Genomic DNA, 18,694 nt, shown 5'->3' on the forward strand with positions numbered 1-18,694 from the left:
ATTGCCTTCACGGACCGCGTGGAGCTGTACCTGCGCCCGCGCAAAGGACAGCACCACGTCCTGCGCATGGCGCGAGACCTGATCTACCACCGGACCAGGGGCACCGGCACCAGCATCGAGGCGGCGACAGATTTCCTGATGCGCGTCGCCAAGCGGCCCGGCGTCGCGTTCATAATCTCCGACTTTCACGCGCGCGGCTACGCTCCTTCCCTGCGCCTCGCGGCCCAGAAGCACGACGTCATCGCCGTGAGCATCACCGACCCGCGCGAGGTGGAGTTGCCGCCGGCCGGCCTCGTAGCCCTGCGCGATCCCGAGAGCGGCGCGGAGACGCTCATAGACACGGAGGACCGGCGCGAACGCGAACGCTACGCGGCGATGGCAGCCGAGCGGCTGTTGGCGCGGCGCCGCCTCCTCACCGGGCTGGGCGTCGACGAGGTCCCGCTGCGCACCGACCGGTCCTACGTCGAACCGCTGATGCAGTTCTTTCGGGCCCGGGCCGGCAGGAGGGTCGCGAGGGCATGAGAGGCCTCCACTTCCGCGCCCGTCCCTGGTCACGACTGGTGGCCCTTGCCGCCGCTGCCGGCCTCGCCATGGGGCTGCTACACATCGGGGCGGGGGACGCTTCTGCCGAAGAGCCGGCGGTGACCCGGTATGACGTCGAGGCGCCGCCGACCCTGACGATCGGCGACCGCTTTCGGGTGACCATTGTGGTGGAGGCGGACGCGGGAACGCGGGTGGAGATTGCCCCGGGCGGGATTCCGGAGGATGTCGCCCTGGCGGAGTCGGCGCGCTTCAGCAGCAGCGACCTCGGTGGCGGGCGCACCCAGATACGCATCGAGTTGGTGCTGTCGGCCTTCGTGCTCGGGGATTACCAGATGCCTCCTATCCGGCTGCGCTACCGCGACGCGTCCGGCGTGGCCGGTGAGCTGCGGACGCCGTCGGCGCGCCTGCTGATCCGCGGCACGCTGCCCTCGGGACCGCAGCTGCCGGAGCCGCGCGACCTGAAGCCGCAGGCCGAGATCGGGGCGCCACCGGGACCGCCTTATGAGCTGATTGGCGTTGCGGCCGCCGCTTTCGTGGTGGCAGCGGCGCTGATGGCGGTCGCGTTAAGGCGCCTGCAACGCCCGGCGGAAGGGCCCGCAGCTGCAGCTTCGGCGGAGGAGCCGCTGGGTCCGGAGGACGCAGCGCGCCGTCGTCTCGATCAGGCCGGCGCCCGCTTAGCCGAGGACGGTGACCTGCAGACCTATTACGCGACCATATCCAGGGCCGTGAGGACCTACCTCACGGAGCGCTTCGGCTTTCCTGCTTTCGCCCTCACCACGGCCGAACTGCAAGGACAGATGGTCTTTCGAGGCATGGACCGCTGGCAGGCGCGGCTGGTCGCGGGCCTCCTGGAGCAGTGCGATTCCGTCATCTACGCGCGCTATCGCCCGGCCGGGGAGCGCGCCGATGCCGACTTGACGGCCGCGTACGAGATCGTCGAAATGAGCCGCCCGCGGCAGGAGCCTCAGGAGGTGGCGGTGTGAGGTTCGCCGACCCTTACCTCCTGCTCCTCTTGATTGCCATCCCGGCGCTCCTGTGGCTGAAGGTGCGGCTGACGCGCGAGCGAGCCGGAGCTTCGTTCTCGAACCTCGAGCTGCTTGCCGGCTACCGCCCGACCTGGCGCGTCCGTTATCGCTGGGTGCCGACCCTGTTCCGCGCGGGCGCCGTGGCGATGCTTGTCGTCGCACTCGCTCGACCGCAGCAGGGACAGGCCGAGAGCGAGTTGCCGGGCCAGGGCATCGACATCGCGTTGGTGCTCGACACCTCGGGCAGCATGACCTCGACGCCCCTGGGCCGCGAGACCCGCCTCGCCGTCGCCCAGAACAACATCAGGGAGTTCATCAGCGGCCGCCGCGAAGACCGGATCGGCCTGGTCATCTTCGCCGACCGCAGCTTGGTCCTGAGCCCCCTCACGCTCGACTACGAGGCGCTCAAGAGCCTGGTCACGGACGTGACTCAGGTGGATGTGGGCGGTAACACTGCAATCGGCATGGGACTCGCTGAGGCGGTGGAACTGCTGCGTGGCTCGCGGGCGCGCAGCCGCGTCGTGATCCTTTTGACCGACGGCGAGAATAACTCCGGTGACATCGATCCCGGCCAGGCGGCGCGCATCGCGCAGGCGCTCGGCGTCCGCGTGCACACGATCGGCATCCTCGATAGCGGCACGCGCGCCGCGAACGTCAACGAAGAGGTCCTCACCCAGATGGCGGAGGTCACGGGTGGCCGCTACTTCCCTGTCACGAGCCCCGAGTCCCTGGCCCGCGTGTACGAGAACATCGACCAGCTGGAGAAGTCGCGCATCGGCCGCCTGCAGTTTGCGGCCTACGACGAGCTTGCCTGGTACTTCCTCGCGGCCGCCATAGGGCTGCTTGCCGTCGAGCTGCTGGCTAACATGACCATCTGGCGGAGGGCCCTCTGATGAGCCTCGCTGACGGCAACTGGCTCTTTGCCCTCCTGGCGGTCGAGGCGATCGCCATCGGCTTCGTCTGGCTGGGCCTGTGGCGGAGGCGGGCGAGCGCCGTTTTCGCGGGCGAGCGGGCCGCATCGCCCGGATCGGCGGCATACTGGGTGAAAGCGACCCTCGTGGTCATAGCGGCGACCCTGGTGGTGATTGCCATGGCCAGGCCGCAGTGGGGCTCGCGCGAGTTCAGCCGTCAGCACGAGGGCGTAGACGTCGTCATCGCCCTCGACATCTCGCAGAGCATGACGGCCACGGACTCGCAACCCTCTCGCCTTGGCCTCGCCCAGACACAACTCCGCAGCCTGCTCGAGGGCATCCGCGGCAACCGCGTTGGCCTGGTGTTGTTCGCTGGCAGCAGCATCGTCCGATCGCCGCTTTCGACCGACACCACCGCCATCGCGACGATCATCGCGGGCGCGGAGCAGGAGTCGCGCTTGACGCGGGCCGGTTCCGACCTAGGCGCCGCCCTGGACCAGGCTGCCCGCGTGCTCGAGGCCAGCGAGAGTCCGGGAAAGGCGGTCATCCTGGTTAGCGATGGCGAAGACCACGTGGGCAATGCTGTGCAAAAGGCGGCAGAGCTGGGTGCGAAGGGTATAACCGTATTCGCCGCCGGCGTCGGCTCGCCCCAGGGTTCGACGCTGGTCGAGCGTGTCGCGGGCGGGACACAGACGCGCCTCAAGGTCGACGCCTCCGGCCAACCGGTGATTACGCGGCTGAATGAGAACGTACTCAGGTCTGTGGCCGCGGCCGGTGGCGGCCGTTACCTGCGGCTGGACTCGACGCCGCTCCTCAGCCTTCGCGGCGACCTCCAGAACCTGGAGCAGACCCCGCTAGCGGAACAGACACAGAAGGTCCCGGTTGAGCGCTTTCAGATTTTCGTAATTGCCGCTCTCGCCGTACTGGTCCTGGCCTGGTTCGTGCCGGACCCGTTGCCACGGCCCTCCTTCCGGCGCGCGCTCTCCCTGAGGCCCCGGCCCGCCCTGGCACTGGTGGCCGTGGCCGCGCTCCTCGGCGCGTGTTCAGGCGACGGCGACTCGCTACGTTCGGAGGTACAGCGAGCAAACAGACTGTACGAAGAGGGCCGATTCGAGGAGGCGCTCGACATCTATCAACGCCTGCAGGCGCAACGCCCGGACTTGCCCGAGCTCGCCTATAACGCGGGTAATGCCCTCCACCGTCTCGAGCGCTTCGACCGGGCGGTGGCAGAGACGCGCCGTGCTCTGCCCCCGAGCACCATCGCCCTCGGCGCTGCGACCTACTACGCTCTCGGGAACCACTATCTGGCGCAACGAGACCTCATGAACGCCTTCGAGGCGTACAAAAGCGCCCTGTTGCTCAACCCTGGCGATAGTGATGCCAAGTGGAACATCGAACTGGTCCTCTTGCTCATGAACCGGCGCGACCAGCCTCAGGCGCAACAGCAGCCAGGCCCCGGCGACGCGCAACAGCAGCCGCCGGACAGCGAACAATCGGCCGACACGGAAGGTCCGAGCCAGCCACGGGAGGGCCAGCCTCAGGGGCAGCCTTCGCCGCAGCAAGGGCAGGATCAGCCGAGCCAGGCTCAGGTCCTGCAGCAGCTGCGGGAGGCGCTGGCGGGCATCGATGAGGACCTCACGTTCGAGGAGGCTATACGCATCCTGGAACTGCTGCGCCAGCGCCGCCAGGCCCAGCCTCAGCTGCCCTCGACTTCCCCGGGCGGGCTCGACTACTGATGGCCGACTGGGCGTTTCTGGAGACGGCGCCCGACCAGCTTACGGCGGAGATGTGGCTTGAGCAGCTCAGGCAGGCCGGCATCGCGGCCATGATCCGGCCATCAGATGCCGTCTCCTTCCTGGGCATAGCCGGCTTCGGCTGCCGCGTGCTCGTGCCCGCGCGAGACCTGGAGCACGCGCGCGAGGTGCTCGGGATCGAGGAGGAGGAGGCAGCGCGCTGAACGAGCAGGAGCGGGCGGTAACGATCGCGGACTACGACCCCAACTGGCCGCTCCTCTACGCCGAAGAGGAGCGCTGGCTCCGCCGGGAGTGGTCAGGCGCTCTGGGTGATGTGCACCATGTCGGGTCCACTGCCGTGCCCGGACTTGCGGCCAAGCCCATCATCGACATCCTGGTCCTCTTGGACCGCCTCCCCCTTTCCCGGGAGGAGATCGAGGCAGCGGTCAGCCGCGGCTACGAGTATCGAGGAGAGCAGGGCATCGGCGGCCGCGAGTACTTCAGCCGCAGGGATGCGCCCGCGGCTCACATCCATGCCTTCCACCGCGACCACCCGGAAGGCCGCCTGATGCTAGCCTTCAGGGACTACCTCGGGGCGCACGCCGAAGCCGCGCGCGAGTACGAAGCTCTGAAGCGCCGCCTGGCTGTGGAGTACGCCGGCAATCGCCCCGGCTACACGGATGCCAAGGAGCCGTTCGTGCGGCAGATGCTGCGGCTCGACGCGGAGGCCAAGCGGCGCTGATGACGGGCCAGACCGCGAGCCAGCGCTAACCCCAGCGCATCAGGCGGTTGAGCAGGTTCTTCCGGACCGCCTTCCACACCGAGTCCAGGCGTTCTTTCTCCTGCTCGCTAAGGGACTTCGCGCCGTACCGTGCCCGGACGTAGGCATCGCCCAGGAAGCCGATGTCGTCCACCTCCGGCAGGTGATGACGGAGGCGGGCGGTGTACTCACGGGGCGTTTCCTGCGGGTAAGCGGGGATGCGCGCCCACGACGCTAGGCGCAATGTCTTCTCCCACGTCTGGCTGGCAAAGTCCAGGCCTCCGAGGCCGCGCCGCCAGGCGAACTGGAAGCCGAGCAAGCCGGCGACGGTCAGCGCCAGGACGCCGAGGGCGAGGGCCATCAGGATGTTCCCGATAAGCGTCGACCCCTCGTCAGTGGCGAGCTGCTCGACCGCCGGCGTCGCAGGCTCGATGGGGATGCCCGGGTCCTCGGGCACGAGTTCGTCTACGGGCAGTTCGTCCAGCTCGCCCGGCAGCAGGTCGGAGTCGTCGGTCCCGGGCCGGACGATGCGCGGTTCGCTCGGCGTCGGGTTGAACTCCACCCAGCCGAGGCCGGGGAAGTACACCTCCGGCCAGGCGAAGGCGTTGGCCTCGGAGAGTATGTAGGTGCTCGTGTCCGGCAGGCGGTCCGCGGGCCGCACCACATAGCCGACGGCAATCCGGGCCGGGATGCCGAGACTGCGCAGCATCACCACCATTGCCGAAGCGTGGTAGTCGAAGTAGCCGCGGCGCGCGTCGAAGAGGAAGTACGCGACGGAGTCGCGGTTGGGGGGCGCCGGCTGGATCTTGGTGTCGACGGGGAAGTTGGTGCGCAGGAACTGCTCTATGGCCGTGGCCTTGTCGTAGGCGTTGTCCATGCCGCGGGTGAGGTCCAGCGCTTGGTTCACGACGTTGCGCGGCAGCGAGTCCGGCAACTGGAGGTAGGGTGCAATCCAGGCCGGGTAGGAGGTGCCGGCCTGGCGCAGGCGCGTCTGAGACGCGGAGGAGATCGTGCCCTCGACGCGGTACTCCACGCCCCTGTTCAGGGTCCCGCTGGGACGGATGGAGGTCACGTCGCTCTGGTCGGCGCCGTACACGACGCGCGAGTCGACGCTCACGGAGAGCGGCTGGCCGGCGCTGAGGATCACGTTCTGGCGCCGGCTCGGCGTTATCTGCACCGAGATCGGACGGCGGAACTGCCGCCGCGCCTCCTCCGGGCTCTGGAGAGCCCGCAAGGCAGGCCAGGAGGTAGACGTGATCGTGCTCGAGCCGCTTATCTTCCAACCCTGGGACGTGTACTGGTCATAGGTCTGGGCCCGGAGGAACAGGGGAGCCTCCGGGGGCACCACCTCCGCCACCTGGCCGCCTCCGAGTGTGATCTCTCCCTGCAGGGGCAGCGTCGAGCCGAATCGGTGTACGGTGCCCCCCTTCTTGCTGTCGATGGAGGCGAAGACGCGGCCCATCTCCTGGAAGGGCCCAGCAATGGGCGCCGTCGCCTTCTGCCACACGTCGTAGAGAAGCCCGCCGCCACTGCCCACGGGCAGCACCCAGGCGAAGAGGATCAGCGCCAACGCAACCCAGACGGTCACATTGAGCACATGGAGGCTAATGAGGTCGGGGTAGCGAGTGCCCGAACGCCGCCAATCGCGCTCGCGGCGCAGCACGTGCATGCGGGAAACAAGCAGGATCGAGCCGAACAGGAAGACCATCAAGGCGCCTGAGCTCTGGCCGGGCAGGTAGCTGATGTTCGTCAGGAGCGCCAGGCCGCCGGGTATTAGGCCGATCCAGGCGTTGTACCAGCGGAACAGGCTCCAGGCCGAGACATATGCCGTCAGGTAAGTCAGGGCGACAACCATGACGACGAAGGGCAGGTTGTCGTTGGAGATGCCGCCGGTCGTGAGAGCGGTGAACCAGAGGTCCATACGGTCGTAAAGCTCCCGTACCCGGACCTCCAACGACCCCTGCAGGTCGCCCGTCGAACCGATGACGACGGCTGCTGCCCCTGTAAGGAGCGCGAGGGTGTGGGCGATCAGCTCGTTCAAAGGCGTCTTTGCCAGCACGATGCCGAGCACGAGGCCAAAGAGGGCGATCGGGTAAAGCGAGGGCATCTCGTCGACCCAGTTCGCGCTGTCGATGGACTGGACGACGGCCATGAAGACGATGAAGACGATGACGAAGGTGACCAGTTCCTCCCAGGAGAAAACGGCGAACTTCTGCCACCAGGGCGGCTTCTGCGGCGCCTGCTCCTGGGGCAGCTCCGGTCCCTTGAAGAACTCCTCCCAGGTTGCCTGCCTCATCTCTCCAGCCGCCCCGCGATCGTTTCGGAAGTGGTCCCGGAACCGAAGGCCAGGGACGCGTCCAGGTCCTCGGACTTGCGGACCACGTAGGTATAGATGTCGCCCGCTGCCAGGGCGCCGAACACCATCAGCGAGTTCTTGCTGCTGCCGAAAGTCGCGGCGTCGAGGATCACCGCGGCCACCTTGACGCCCCGCTGGGCAAGGAACTGCAGGCTGCCGACCCAGTCCTCTTCGGTCGAAGGAGTGATGACCACGACGGTCGTGTGACGCCCGAAGCGCTTGGACTCCTCCGTAACCAGCGTCCCTATGTCGACATCGCCCTCGGCCGTCGCCAGCGCAAGCGCCTCGAGGATGCGCGTGTAGTGCTGCGCCCCGCGCTCCGCCTCCTCGACGAACAAGCGTTTGCCGTAGCTGATGAAGCCGATGGAGCGGTTGGCGAGCAGGAAGTAGCGCGCGATAGAGGCCGCAACGCGGACGGCGTGCTCCTCCGTGCTGTCATCGCCCTGTCCGATGTGCACGGACTTGTCGAGGTCGAGGATGACCCAGATGTCGCTCGCCGGGTCGAGCTCGAAGAGCTTGACCATGAGCTGGTTCGTGCGCGCCACGGTAGGCCAGTGAATGCGGTTGAAGCTGTCCCCTGGCTCATAGGGACGGATGCCGGAGGCGTTCGGCGTGACATAGTGAGTCCGCTTTCTGAAGCGGCCCTCGCCGGGAAGGTGGGCGGGCGGGACGTAAAAGTTAGGCAGCTCCGTCGCGCGCGGGTAAACCAGCACGCTCTGCGGCCGGCCGTAGGTCTGTGTCGAACGGAAGAAGCCGAAGGGATCACCAGTGGTGACCCTCACGGGCCCGACGCTGAACAGGCCCCGCCGCCTGCAGACTGTCGACGTCCGCCAGGTCTTCGACTCTCGCGGCCCCAGCGTTATCACCCTGGTCGCGTTGTGTCCCGGGATGGTCGAGGAGTCCTCGACCTCCAGCCACAGCTTCGTGAACCAACCCTTGTTCTTTACCGTGATGCGCTCGATGAACTCCTGGCCCTCCTGCAGGCGGTCGACGGGCCGCTCCGTCGACACCTCGAGGTTGCGGCCGTTCATCTTGTGCCAGTAGTAAGCGATCGGCACGCCGAGGAGGATCAGGTAGGCGAGGCGTGTCGGGAGCCAGAAGCCGGTCGAGAGGGCCGAAACGACGCAGACGAAGAATATGATCGTGATCGCCGTCAGTGAGAGGTGACGGCGGAAGAGAAGGTCCCAGCCTTCTCGCAGGAGCTCCAGCACGGGTGAGGCCTTAGCGGACCTGGCCGCCGCGGGCGCGGGTCCCGGGGACGGGGACGCGCTCGAGGCTGCTCAGGATGATGTCGGATGCGCTCACGCTCTTCACCCGCGCCGAAGGACTGATGATCACGCGGTGGCCGAGCGTGGCGTAGGCAAGCTCCTTTACGTCGTCCGGTATTACGAAGTCGCGCCCGTCCAGGAGCGCCCGCGCTTGGGCCGTGCGGTAGAGGGCCAACGAGCCTCGGGGCGAAGCGCCGAGGTAGACATTTTCGTGCTGCCTGGTGCTGTCCACCAGGGCGACGATGTATTGCTTGATCAGCGGGTCGACGTAGACCTCCTTGACGGCGCGCTGGAGGCCGACGATCTCGTTCGGGTCCGTGACCTGCTGCAGCTGCTCCAGCGGGTGCACCACCTGCTGGCTGTCCATCATCAGCACCTCGTCTGTGTTCGATGGATAACCCAGGTGAATGCGCATGAGGAAGCGGTCGAGCTGGGCCTCTGGCAGAGGGAAGGTGCCCTCGTACTCGATCGGGTTCTGAGTGGCCATGACCATGAAGGGCTGCGGCAGCATTCGAGTGACGCCATCGACAGTGATCTGGCGCTCCTCCATTGCCTCCAGCAGCGCTGACTGTGTTTTAGGGGTCGCGCGGTTGATCTCGTCGGTGAGGACTATCTGGGCCATGATCGGCCCCGGCCGGAACTCGAAGTCGCCCGACTTCTGGCTGTAGACGGATACACCCGTGACGTCGCTGGGCAGGATGTCTGGCGTGAACTGGATCCGCTTGAAGCTGCAGCCCGTGGACTTCGCCAGACTGCGGGCCAGGGTTGTCTTGCCGACGCCGGGCACGTCCTCGATGAGGAGGTGGCCCTGGCACATTAGACAAATAACGGCAAGGCGCACTTCTGAGCTCTTGCCGATGATGGCCTTCTCGACGTTGGTGATGATGCGCTCAGCGACTAGTTTTGGGTCTTCCACGCCCCACTCCCGCCTTCTGGAGTATTGAAATCCCCCGGTCTGCCGGCTTTGCACTCGAAGTCTTCCGGGCGCGGGCCGGGGAAGACCACTCGGCTGCTATACGGCCGCGCCGCCGGAAAGTCCGGACGACGCACCTTCAATATACATAAATGCCGGCAAAGTCGGTTTCACGGCTTCCGGCATTCGTGTCGGCGATTATAGCAAGCTTCTATTTCCTCATCTATGCGTGGCACCTGCTGGCTCGCTATCGTCCTGGCCGGGCCTGTTTCGAAGGACAGGGATGGAGCTTCTTGGTGGCGAGAAGCCTCGCCTCACGACGGCATGAGGCCCCTGACTGCGACGATCGCTCCTGAAGCATGAGCGGAAGGCCGTAAAGGCCCAGAGCATGACCACTACGGCGCCAGCTGCAGCACGCGCGCAGGAGGCGCTGGCGGCCGTTCTTCCCGCGAGAGAGGGGAGTTCTCTCTGCCTATACGACAGGAGGCATCAAGCCGCGCCCTTGCGGCCCGGTTGCTCTCGTGCTACCGCCCGCAGCTTCTCGAGGTCTTCCCTGCGGATCGATATCTGTTTGCGCATGGTGGCGCGCAGGAGGTCGCCGAAGCCGTACTGACGCAGCGCGCGGCGCATCTGCCCTGCCGTCAGCCCCAGAGAGCGGGCAGCCTCCTCGATGGTCACGTAGTCGTCCTGCTTCTCCATCGCCCTCACGATGGCGGGCCGTGATCGTCGCCCCGCGACCGAGGGCTGTCAAGGTGCGCCGGGGTCTGGGACGCGCCCGAGGGACGCAGCTGCCCCCCGGGCGAAACCAACGGCGTAAGCGGCGCCGAGGGCAACCAATGTTAGGGACGGCGAGCGCATCGCGCGCTTCAGCCGGTAGCGAAGCGGCGGCCGGAGCTCCCCGGACACCCCTGACCCGCCGGAAGTGCGAGTGACGAGGGCGTCTGAAATTCCCTGAGCATACACGCGGCGCAGGAACCAGCGCCGGGTCATGCGCTCTGCCGGGACCCGATGGCCGACCACCGCGGCGGGCTCATAGAGGACATGGCCGCCGGCGCGGAGCAGTCGTACCTGAAAGTCGATCTCCTCGGCGCTGAGCAGCCGCCCGCCGGAGCGCCCGAGGATCGCGCGAAACCCACCCAACTCCAGTGCTACGTCTCGACCGACGGCGAAGTTGCAGCCGAAGAGCGGTTCCTCCGGCAGCGAGCATTCCTTCGGCAAGGCGCCGTAGTCGAGCAGGCTAAGAAAAGTCAGGAGGTGGCCACGGAGCCAGCGCGGCCGCTCCGCCTCCCAGAGACCGCGCACGGGACCTCCGACTGCCATGGGCTGGGGGCCTGTAGCAAAAGAAGCCAGTAGCGCTTCGAGCCAGGCTGGTTCCGCGACGGCGTCGTCGTCCATGAAGGCAACGAGGCGACCGCGAGCTTCTCTCAGGCCCCGGTTGCGGGCGTTCGAGAGGCCGAGATTGGGCTCGCGCACGTAACGCAGGTTGCTCGCGCTCAGCTCGTGGACCGCCGCCTCGGTTGCGGGGTCGCTCGCGTTATCGACGACCAGGACCTCGAAGAGCGAAGGCGTCAGTGTCTGCGCGACGGCGCTCCGGAGCGCATCGGCGAGGGGCTCTGGTCTACGAAAGGTGCAGATGACGCAGGTGACGTCCAACCCTTACGACTCTAGCCACCCGCCACTGCGGCAAACAAGCAGGACCAGGCGGCCTCATAGCGATGGCCGTAATGTCCCGCACTCAGGCTGACCGGTGGCCTCCGAGGACGGCACCGATGAAGCCTCTGTGCCCGCGCGCGAACTCGGCGCCGCTGGTGGCGCGCTTGCCCGCGCGTTGGACGCTGAGCAGCGCCAATCGGCCCTCGCCGGTCTGCACTACGGGGGCGACGCCTGACGCTCCGGACTCGGCGGGCACGGCCACTGGCGGCAGGACCGTCCCCGGCGGCTGGTCGTCGCCGCCTTCCAGTGGCCAGGCTTCGAGGATTCGTAGCTCCTCATCGCCCAGGCGCGTGAAGGCGACCGGCCAGGGGTTGTAAGCCCGGACGGCGCGCCAGATCTCAACCGCGGGCCGGGACCAGTCGATAAGCGCGTCGCCCCGTCGCACCATCGGGGCGTAGGTCGCCTGGCTGTCGTCCTGCGGACGCGCGCGGAGCAATCCCTGTGCCCAGGGATCGAGTGTATCGAGGAGGAGAGCGGCGCCTTTTTCCGCCAGGCGCGCTTCCAGGGTGCCGGCCGTGTCGTGAGGTGAAATCGGCTCCTCTGCCGTCGCGACAACCGGCCCCGCGTCCAGAGCGCGCACCATCTCCATGATGGAGACGCCGGTGATCTCGTCGCCCGCCAGGATGGCCGCGACGACAGGGGAGGCGCCGCGGTGGCGTGGCAGGAGCGATGCGTGCACGTTCAGGCAGCCGCGCCGCGGCAGTTCCAGCACCCGCTCCCGGAGTATCTGGCCGTAGGCTGCCACGATGATCGCATCCGGCTCCAGCGCCCGCAGGCGCTCCACGGAGAGCGGCGAGCTGACGTTGGCAGGCTGCAGTACTGGCACGCCCCGCTCTTGAGCCAGCACCTTGACCGGCGGCGCCGTGGCCCGGTGTCCCCTGCCCGCCGGCCTGTCAGGCTGGGTTACCACGGCAACGACCTCGTGCTGCGACTCGAGGAGCCGCCGCAGTGTCGGCAACGCGAACTCGGGCGACCCCATGAAGACCACGCGCATGTCGGCGCGATCTTAACAGCGGGCGGTCCGGTCCCTGCAGGTGGCGCCTTCTGGCTTCGTTTACTGCTTGACCAGCACCGGCGTGCCGGGGCCCGCCGCAAGCGCAGCCGCGGCGTTGCCGTTCGGCAGTGCGACCTCCAGGTAGCCCGAGCTGCCGACGAGCGCGGTAAGGCCGGGCGCCTCCGAGTAGGTCCGGGCCACCTCCAGTTCCTCCGCGGCAACGAGCACACGAGCGCCGGGTCGCAGGTCGCCGCCTCGGATGTCCGTGATCAGGTTTCCGAACCTGTCGCAACGCATCACCATCCCGTCGAGGCCTTCGGGCACAGGCGGCCCGCGGAACGCCGGCAGGGCCAGCAACTCGGTCACGCGGCGTCCCAGCTCGGCGGCTTTCGTGCCGCCCGCAAGCAGCCCGGCCACGGGCGCGAAGACGTCGCGTCCTTCGAAGGTCGCGCTCGGCCGCCGAGGCAGGAGGTCCTCGCGCGCAAACGCGAAGGCCCGCACGCTTCGTGGCAACCTGAGCGGCCTCGCCTCATAGCCGGCCTCGGGTGGCCGCAGACCGCGTGCCGTGTCTGGCAGAGCGGCCGACAGGCAGCCGTTGTCTGGGCCCACGAAAAAGTGGCCTTCTGCCTCAATGATGAGTCGCCGGCGGCCGGAGCCTACCCCGGGGTCGACGACGACTACGTGGATCGTGCCGGGCGGGAAAAAGCGCCAGGCGGTCTCGAGCACGAAGGCGGCCTCGCTGATCCCCTGCGGCGCGATCTCGTGCGTGAGGTCGACGATGCGCGCTTCCGGGGAAACAGCGAGGAGCGCGCCCTTCATCTGGCCGGCATAGGAGTCCTGCAGGCCGAAGTCAGTCGTGAGGGTGACCAGGGGCGCGCTCATCGCGTCTTCAGGTACCAGTCCTGCACCTGCCAGAAGCGCGCGCCGGGATTGTCCAGATATCCGGGCCGCGCGCCTTTCACGGCGGTCTTCTGCACGTACAGAGCGGTAGACGAGAGCAAGGGGATCGCCGGTACTTCCTGCGCGAAGAGTTCCTGAAACTCCCGGTAGAGTTGCGCGCGTCTTTCGGGGCTGGACTCGCGGCGCGCGTCCTCCAGCAGCCTGTCGAAGCGGGCATCGGACAGCATGCTGATGTTGCGGCCGCTCGAGGTCGTCTGGCTGCTGTGCCAGGCCGCGTACGGGTCGGGGTCGGCTTCGGCCTGGTAGGCGAAGAGCGCGGCCTCGTACGCTCGCGGCTCCAGCAGGTCGCGCACCAGCGCCGTCGTCCCCCCGGCTTCCACCTTCACGTCGACACCGATGGCTTTCCACTTCTCCGCGAGCGCCTGGGCAATGGCGACGCGCACCGGGTCGTTATTAGTTGCCAGCGTGAATGAGAGACGCCTGGCGCCGCTGATCCTGATCCCGCCGGAGAGCCGCCACCCGGCCTCGTTCAGGAGCAAATCGGCAAGGCTGGCGTCGGACCCGTAGCGGCTCATGGAGTTGGTCGCCGCCCAGGTGCCGTTCGCAAGAGGTGAATCGGCGCGCTGCGCCTGCTCGGGCAGGTACTCGGCCACAAGGGCGTCCCGTTCGACCGCGTACAGGAGCGCCTGTCGCACACGCCGGTCCTGGAAGAGGGGGTTGCGCAGGTTGAAGTAAACGAAGGTCACCTCGCCGGAGCCGAGGAAGGACAGACGCAGGTCCTTCCTGCCGGCGAGATAGGCGTAATCACCGGCGCCCACGCCGCCGTGAAAGAACGCGCCATCGATTTCCCTCCGGCGCAGAGCGCCCATGAGCGCGCCATCGTCGCGGAAGAAGCGCAGCTCCAGCCGCTGGAGGTAGGGTTGGCCGAAGTGGTAGGCGGCGTTGGCCACGAGCACCGCCCTGTCCGGCGACAGTTGCTCGATGCGGTACGGCCCCGTCCCGATGGGACGCTGGTTGAACGGTGAGTCGTACAGGCTCGCGGCTTGAGCCTCCAACAGGTGCCTGGGGAGTATGCCCGTGCTCAGGTAGGCCGGAAGCGGCGCGTATGGCTGCGGCAGATCGATTCGCACCGTGAGTGCGTCCACCTTCGTGACGGAAGCCTCCGCCAGCACCCGGGCGAGGGGCGGCGGAGACGGCAACGACGGCGACTTCAGAAGCCCGTAGGTGAAGACGACGTCGTCCGCGTCGAAGGCGTCGCCGTCATGCCACACGACTCCCTGGCGGAGGCGGAAGGTGTAAGAGCGGCCGTCCGCGCTGGGTTCCCAACTCTGGGCCAGGTCCGGGAAAGGGCGGCCTTCGCTATCGAGCCGCGTGAGGCCGGAAAAGACCAGAGCGGCGAGCGATTGGTCGGCATCGTTCTGGCCAGCGAAGAGCGGGTTGATCCGCGCCGGCGCGCCGGTGACGCCCTCGATGTACTGGCCGCCAAACGCCGGCTGGTTACCGTCGGAGCCGCCGCCGGCGTAGCTCCAGAGCGCGGTTGTCGCACCGATGCCGGCAGCGAGAAGGATGAGGAAGAGCCAGCGCTTCGCCCGTGGAGGGCGTCTGCCGCGCATATGGTCTCCCCAGGCGCGGCGCCTCGTTAGGTCTCGGCGACGCTCAGCGCGGACATCGCGAGGAACAACGCCGTCAGGACGATAGTCGCCTGGAAGAGCGTCTTCTCCAGGCCGCGGCGCGTCCGGAAAGCTGAAGTCGTCCCGCCGAGGCCGGCGCCAAAGCCGGAGCCCTTAGCCTGGAGGAGGATCACGAAGATCAGGACAAGCGATACCAGGATCTGGCCAACGTTCAGGGCATTTTCGAAAGACATCGCTGAAATTCTAGCTCGAGGGGCCAGTGGCGGCCAACTCCTCGGCCTCCTCGCGGTGGCCGTTGGACGCACCGTTGCTCACCGCTGGCAGGCCGCGCCCCATGTAGAGGCGCATCAGCGCCGCGGCCAGCTTGTCAGAATCGTGGTGGTAGCGGTTCTTTTCCGAGACGACGTCGGCCGTGATCACCCTCGCGCCGTCCACGACGAGCTTGTCGACGGGCACCGGGATCGAGTGCCACGCCTCCGGCAGAGGCCCGCGCACGTTGTCGTTCGCGAGGATGTAGTCGAACAGGCCCTCGCCTACGTGGCGGCAGAGGGTGTCGAAGTGGTCGCTTACCGAGAAGTCGTCCGTCTCGCCGTGCTGCGTGGCGACATTGCAGACGTAAACCTTCATTGCCTGCGTGATTGCCAGCGCCTGCCGGATGCCGTCGACGAGGAGGTTCGGCAAGACGCTGGTCAAGAGGCTGCCGGGGCCGCAGACCACCATGTCCGCTTCGAGGATCGCCCTGATCGCTTCCGGGTTCGCCTGCACGTTGGCGGGCTGCAGGAAGACCTCGCGTATTCGCGTGCCGCGCTCGGTGATGTTGTGCTCGCCGCTGATCGTCTCGTGGTCCTCGGTCCGGGCGTGCAAGGTGACGTTCGTTAGGGTCGAGGGCAGTATCTGGCCACGCACGGCGAGGACGCGGCTGGTCTCGCGCACGGCCTCCTCGAAGTTGCCGGTGATCGCGGACATGGCGACGACGAACAGGTTGCCGAAACTGTGTCCCTCCAGGCCGGAGCCCTCATTGAAGCGGTACTGGAACAGCTTCGTCATCAGGGGCTCCGCCTCCGCAAGCGCGGCTATGCAGTTGCGCACGTCACCGGGGGGCAGGATGCCGAGCTCGCGGCGGAGCCGGCCGGAAGAACCGCCATCATCGCCCATGGTGACGATGGCGGTGAGATTGGAGGTGTGCTCCTTGAGCCCCCTCAGCAGGACCGGGAGTCCGGTACCGCCGCCTATGGCAACGATCTTCGGACCTCGGGACTGGTAGCGATAGCGGTAGATGGCCTCGACGATACTGTCGTCCCGGCGCGGGTTGACGAAGGCGGCAAGGAGCGAGGTGTTCAGCTTCCAGACGCCGATGACGATCAGCGCAGCGGCAGCGCTGATGAAAAGCGCCGCGCGCACGAAGCGGGGCAGGAACTGCAGGGTGACGTAGTAGACCCACTCCGGGAAGGTGTAGTTGAGGTAGACCTCTCGCAGGATGTAGCCGAAACCAAGGCCCATGAGCGACACGCCGATGAGCACCAGCAGGAGCCATCGCTTGATGTGCATGCCGAAGTAGAACCACTTGATGAAGCTGCCGTTGCGTATCGAGCGCATGGTCTGGCGAATTATACGGGCTCCTTTCCCGTCGGACCGACCTCGGCCGGATATCTTGTCCCTATCCCTTGAGTTCGGCCTCCAGGAGCTCCTGCACGCGCCTGGCGTTGGCGCGCCCGCGCGTTTCCCTCATCACGGGGCCGACGAGCGCGTTAATCGCGCCCGGCTTCCCCGCCTTGTAGTCCCCTACCACCTTGGCGTTCTCCGCGATAACCTTGCGCACTGCCTCCAGGATTGCGCCTTCATCTTCCATTACACTCAGGCCGCGCTCCCGCACAATCTCCTCGGGGTCGCGGCCCCCGGCGAACATCTCTTCCAGCACGTGCTTCGCCGCGGCGCCGTTCAGCTTACCTTCGTCCACCATTACCACCAAGGAGGCGAGCTGTTCCGGCCGCACCTTCGACTCCGAGGCCTCGATGCCGGCGGCATTCAGGTGCCTGGCGAAGTCGGACAGGAACCAGTTGCTGACCAGCTTCGCCCGCTTCCCGCCCCCCGCCGCCTTTACGGCGGCCTCATAGAAGTCGGCCCGGGAGCGGCTTTCGGTCAGCAGTTCAGCCTCGTACGGCGAAAGCCCGTACTCGGACAGGAAACGCTCGCGCCGGCTCTCGGGCAGCTCCGGAAGCCTGCGGCGTAATTCTTCGACGTACTCGCGCGTGATCGCCAGGGGTGGCAGGTCCGGCTCCGGGAAGTAGCGGTAGTCGTGCGCCTCTTCCTTGGAGCGCTGGCTCGCCGTCTCCTGAGTGTCCTCCCGCCAGCCGCGAGTCTCCTGGACCACGCGACCGCCGGAGCGCAGGACTGCGGCTTGCCGCTGGACCTCGAACTCCATGGCGCGCAGGGCGGCGCGGAAGCTGTTCAGGTTCTTCAGTTCCACCTTCTGGCCGAAGGCATTGCTGCCCCGCGGGCGCAGGCTCAGGTTAGGCTCACAGCGGAAGTTGCCTTCCTCCATGTTGGCGTCGCTCACGCCCAGGTAGCGCAGGATCTGGCGCAGCTTCTGCAGGTAGGCCACGGCCTCTGCCGGCGACCTGGCGTCCGGCTCCGTCACGATCTCCATGAGGGGCATGCCGGCGCGGTTGATGTCCACCAGGGAGTATTCCTCGCCGCTGCTGTCGGCGCGGTGTAGCAGCCGCGCGGTGTCCTCCTCGAGGTGCACGCGGTTCACCCGGATGCGGCGCTTCACGCCGTCGACCTCGATGTCGACCCAGCCGTTGCGGCAGAGAGGCATGTCGTACTGGGAGATCTGGTACCCCTTCATCAGGTCCGGGTACGGGTAGTTCTTGCGGTCGAACTTGGCGCGCTCCGGTATCTGGCAGTTCAGCGCCAGGCCCGTCATGAGCGTGTATTCGACAGCGCGCTTATTGATTACCGGGAGCACGCCCGGCATACCCATGCACACCGGACAGACGTGGGTGTTGGGCGCAGCGCCGCTGTAGTCGGTGCTACACCGGCAGAACATCTTCGATGCTGTCGTTAGTTGGGCGTGGACTTCGAGGCCGATGACGACTTCGAAGTCCTCATCTGTTGTCGCTGCGGCGGGTGCCATCAAAAGCAGTGGCAGTATAGCACCCGCTTCGTGTATGCCTGAGCGCCAGAGCGGCCGTGCAGCGTTACAGTCGGGTTCCGCTCCGAGGTTTGCTCACCCCTCTTGCGGCCGGCCTTCCGCGCGCCACTCCGCCCATCCGCCTTCAACGCGCACCGCATCGAATCCCTTCTCGCGCAGGAGGGCGACGGCCTCGTCGGCGAACAGGCAGTATGCGCCGCGGCAGTAGGCAACGATGCGCCTGTCCTTTGGGAGGGAGTCCAGCCTGGCGGGCAACTCCTCGATAGGCACGGGCAACGCCCCCGGGATGTGCCCGCTCGCGAACTCGACCGCGGGCCGCACGTCGATGACAAGGATGTTGTCCGACCCGATGGCCTGCTGCAGGGCTTCGCGCCCAAGTCCCGGGGAAGCGAGCCCGAAGTCGCTTGCGAGCTGTCGGACTTCCGGCAGGCGCCTCTCGGCAGCCGCGCGGAGCGTGAGCCAGAGATCGAGGACGTCGTCGCCGGCAAGACGGTAGACGACGCGGTTCCCCGCCTTCTCCGCAGTGACCAGCTTCGCCTGCCGCAGGGCCTGCAGGTGCTGAGAGACGTTGGCCACGGACATTTCGGTCTCGGCCGCCAGCGCTTCGACGTGCCTCGGCGCCTGCGCGAGCAGGTCAAGGAGTTCGAGCCGCTTGTCCGAGGCCAGGCAGGACCCGAGGCGGGCGAACTCTGCGTAAAGGCGGTTCTTGAAGGCGCGGTGGCTCACAACTCAATCCTATTGGCGCGAAGGGCCCCGGCTCAAGATATGTTAGTCAACTATTCAACTATTATCT

At 67.1% G+C, this 18,694-nt stretch carries 18 protein-coding genes; 6 read left to right on the top strand and 12 right to left on the bottom strand.

The genetic code is table 11. The features are described from left to right. From VNN10_08345 to VNN10_08370, 6 genes are all read left to right on the top strand, one after another. A partial coding sequence (locus tag VNN10_08345) for a DUF58 domain-containing protein (protein ID HXH22025.1) occupies positions 1-522 on the top strand: 522 nt, incomplete at its 5' end. Continuing rightward, on the top strand, positions 519-1,526 hold the full coding sequence (locus tag VNN10_08350; GenBank protein HXH22026.1) for a hypothetical protein: 1,008 nt from the start codon (positions 519-521) through the stop codon (positions 1,524-1,526). The genes VNN10_08345 and VNN10_08350, both read left to right, overlap by 4 nt. Next, positions 1,523-2,461, top strand: coding sequence for a VWA domain-containing protein (locus VNN10_08355; protein HXH22027.1), 939 nt, complete (start codon positions 1,523-1,525; stop codon positions 2,459-2,461). Before VNN10_08350 ends, VNN10_08355 begins: the two co-directional genes overlap by 4 nt. Next, a complete protein-coding gene (locus VNN10_08360; protein ID HXH22028.1) occupies positions 2,461-4,215 on the top strand; it encodes a VWA domain-containing protein in 1,755 nt (584 codons plus the stop codon). The genes VNN10_08355 and VNN10_08360 overlap by 1 nt, the downstream gene beginning before the upstream one ends. Continuing rightward, on the top strand, positions 4,215-4,436 hold the full coding sequence (locus VNN10_08365) for a DUF2007 domain-containing protein (GenBank protein HXH22029.1): 222 nt from the start codon (positions 4,215-4,217) through the stop codon (positions 4,434-4,436). Before VNN10_08360 ends, VNN10_08365 begins: the two co-directional genes overlap by 1 nt. Before the next feature lie 23 nt (positions 4,437-4,459). Continuing rightward, entirely contained in the window at positions 4,460-4,954 is a 495-nt protein-coding gene (locus VNN10_08370; protein HXH22030.1) for a GrpB family protein, read from the top strand. 25 nt (positions 4,955-4,979) lie between these two features. Here VNN10_08370 and VNN10_08375 read toward each other — a convergent pair whose 3' ends face one another. From VNN10_08375 to VNN10_08430, 12 genes are all read right to left on the bottom strand, one after another. After that, positions 4,980-7,268 (bottom strand): transglutaminase domain-containing protein, encoded by a 2,289-nt coding sequence (locus tag VNN10_08375; protein HXH22031.1) that lies wholly within the window; start codon positions 7,266-7,268, stop codon positions 4,980-4,982. Then, a complete protein-coding gene (locus tag VNN10_08380) occupies positions 7,265-8,539 on the bottom strand; it encodes a DUF58 domain-containing protein (protein ID HXH22032.1) in 1,275 nt (424 codons plus the stop codon). Before VNN10_08380 ends, VNN10_08375 begins: the two co-directional genes overlap by 4 nt. 10 nt (positions 8,540-8,549) lie before the next feature. Beyond that, the gene (locus VNN10_08385; protein HXH22033.1) at positions 8,550-9,512 is read right to left on the bottom strand and encodes a MoxR family ATPase; all 963 of its coding nucleotides are present in this window, start codon (positions 9,510-9,512) and stop codon (positions 8,550-8,552) included. 486 nt (positions 9,513-9,998) lie between these two features. Further along, complete coding sequence (locus VNN10_08390) at positions 9,999-10,208, bottom strand: hypothetical protein (GenBank protein HXH22034.1); 210 nt, start codon at positions 10,206-10,208, stop codon at positions 9,999-10,001. Positions 10,209-10,256: 48 nt separating this feature from the next. Beyond that, positions 10,257-11,162 (bottom strand): glycosyltransferase, encoded by a 906-nt coding sequence (locus VNN10_08395; protein HXH22035.1) that lies wholly within the window; start codon positions 11,160-11,162, stop codon positions 10,257-10,259. 82 nt (positions 11,163-11,244) lie between these two features. Then, a complete protein-coding gene (gene fmt / locus VNN10_08400) occupies positions 11,245-12,216 on the bottom strand; it encodes a methionyl-tRNA formyltransferase (GenBank protein ID HXH22036.1) in 972 nt (323 codons plus the stop codon). A gap of 60 nt (positions 12,217-12,276) precedes the next feature. Next, complete coding sequence (locus tag VNN10_08405) at positions 12,277-13,098, bottom strand: SAM-dependent chlorinase/fluorinase (GenBank protein ID HXH22037.1); 822 nt, start codon at positions 13,096-13,098, stop codon at positions 12,277-12,279. Next, entirely contained in the window at positions 13,095-14,729 is a 1,635-nt protein-coding gene (locus VNN10_08410) for a peptide ABC transporter substrate-binding protein (GenBank protein ID HXH22038.1), read from the bottom strand. Before VNN10_08410 ends, VNN10_08405 begins: the two co-directional genes overlap by 4 nt. Positions 14,730-14,755: 26 nt before the next feature. After that, positions 14,756-14,980, bottom strand: coding sequence for a preprotein translocase subunit SecG (gene secG / locus VNN10_08415; protein HXH22039.1), 225 nt, complete (start codon positions 14,978-14,980; stop codon positions 14,756-14,758). A gap of 10 nt (positions 14,981-14,990) precedes the next feature. Then, entirely contained in the window at positions 14,991-16,343 is a 1,353-nt protein-coding gene (locus VNN10_08420) for a gluconeogenesis factor YvcK family protein (GenBank protein ID HXH22040.1), read from the bottom strand. A 61-nt stretch (positions 16,344-16,404) separates the two neighbouring features. Next, positions 16,405-17,883, bottom strand: coding sequence for an Asp-tRNA(Asn)/Glu-tRNA(Gln) amidotransferase subunit GatB (gatB, locus tag VNN10_08425; GenBank protein ID HXH22041.1), 1,479 nt, complete (start codon positions 17,881-17,883; stop codon positions 16,405-16,407). Between the two features lie 93 nt (positions 17,884-17,976). Beyond that, the gene (locus VNN10_08430) at positions 17,977-18,627 is read right to left on the bottom strand and encodes a metalloregulator ArsR/SmtB family transcription factor (protein ID HXH22042.1); all 651 of its coding nucleotides are present in this window, start codon (positions 18,625-18,627) and stop codon (positions 17,977-17,979) included. Positions 18,628-18,694: the final 67 nt, after the last annotated feature.

This window comes from Dehalococcoidia bacterium, from assembly GCA_035574915.1.
In the GTDB taxonomy this organism is placed as follows: domain Bacteria; phylum Chloroflexota; class Dehalococcoidia; order DSTF01; family WHTK01; genus DATLYJ01.

What these genes read in the sequence shown, in the direction of transcription:
- VNN10_08350 (HXH22026.1), top strand. Translation starts at nt 519, where the DNA reads ATGAGAGGCCTCCACTTCCGCGCCCGTCCCTGGTCACGACTGGTGGCC.
- VNN10_08360 (HXH22028.1), top strand. Translation starts at nt 2,461, where the DNA reads ATGAGCCTCGCTGACGGCAACTGGCTCTTTGCCCTCCTGGCGGTCGAG.
- VNN10_08365 (HXH22029.1), top strand. Translation starts at nt 4,215, where the DNA reads ATGGCCGACTGGGCGTTTCTGGAGACGGCGCCCGACCAGCTTACGGCG.
- VNN10_08375 (HXH22031.1), bottom strand. Translation starts at nt 7,268, where the DNA reads ATGAGGCAGGCAACCTGGGAGGAGTTCTTCAAGGGACCGGAGCTGCCC.
- VNN10_08390 (HXH22034.1), bottom strand. Translation starts at nt 10,208, where the DNA reads ATGGAGAAGCAGGACGACTACGTGACCATCGAGGAGGCTGCCCGCTCT.
- fmt (HXH22036.1), bottom strand. Translation starts at nt 12,216, where the DNA reads ATGCGCGTGGTCTTCATGGGGTCGCCCGAGTTCGCGTTGCCGACACTG.
- VNN10_08405 (HXH22037.1), bottom strand. Translation starts at nt 13,098, where the DNA reads ATGAGCGCGCCCCTGGTCACCCTCACGACTGACTTCGGCCTGCAGGAC.
- VNN10_08410 (HXH22038.1), bottom strand. Translation starts at nt 14,729, where the DNA reads ATGCGCGGCAGACGCCCTCCACGGGCGAAGCGCTGGCTCTTCCTCATC.
- secG (HXH22039.1), bottom strand. Translation starts at nt 14,980, where the DNA reads ATGTCTTTCGAAAATGCCCTGAACGTTGGCCAGATCCTGGTATCGCTT.
- VNN10_08420 (HXH22040.1), bottom strand. Translation starts at nt 16,343, where the DNA reads ATGCGCTCGATACGCAACGGCAGCTTCATCAAGTGGTTCTACTTCGGC.
- gatB (HXH22041.1), bottom strand. Translation starts at nt 17,883, where the DNA reads ATGGCACCCGCCGCAGCGACAACAGATGAGGACTTCGAAGTCGTCATC.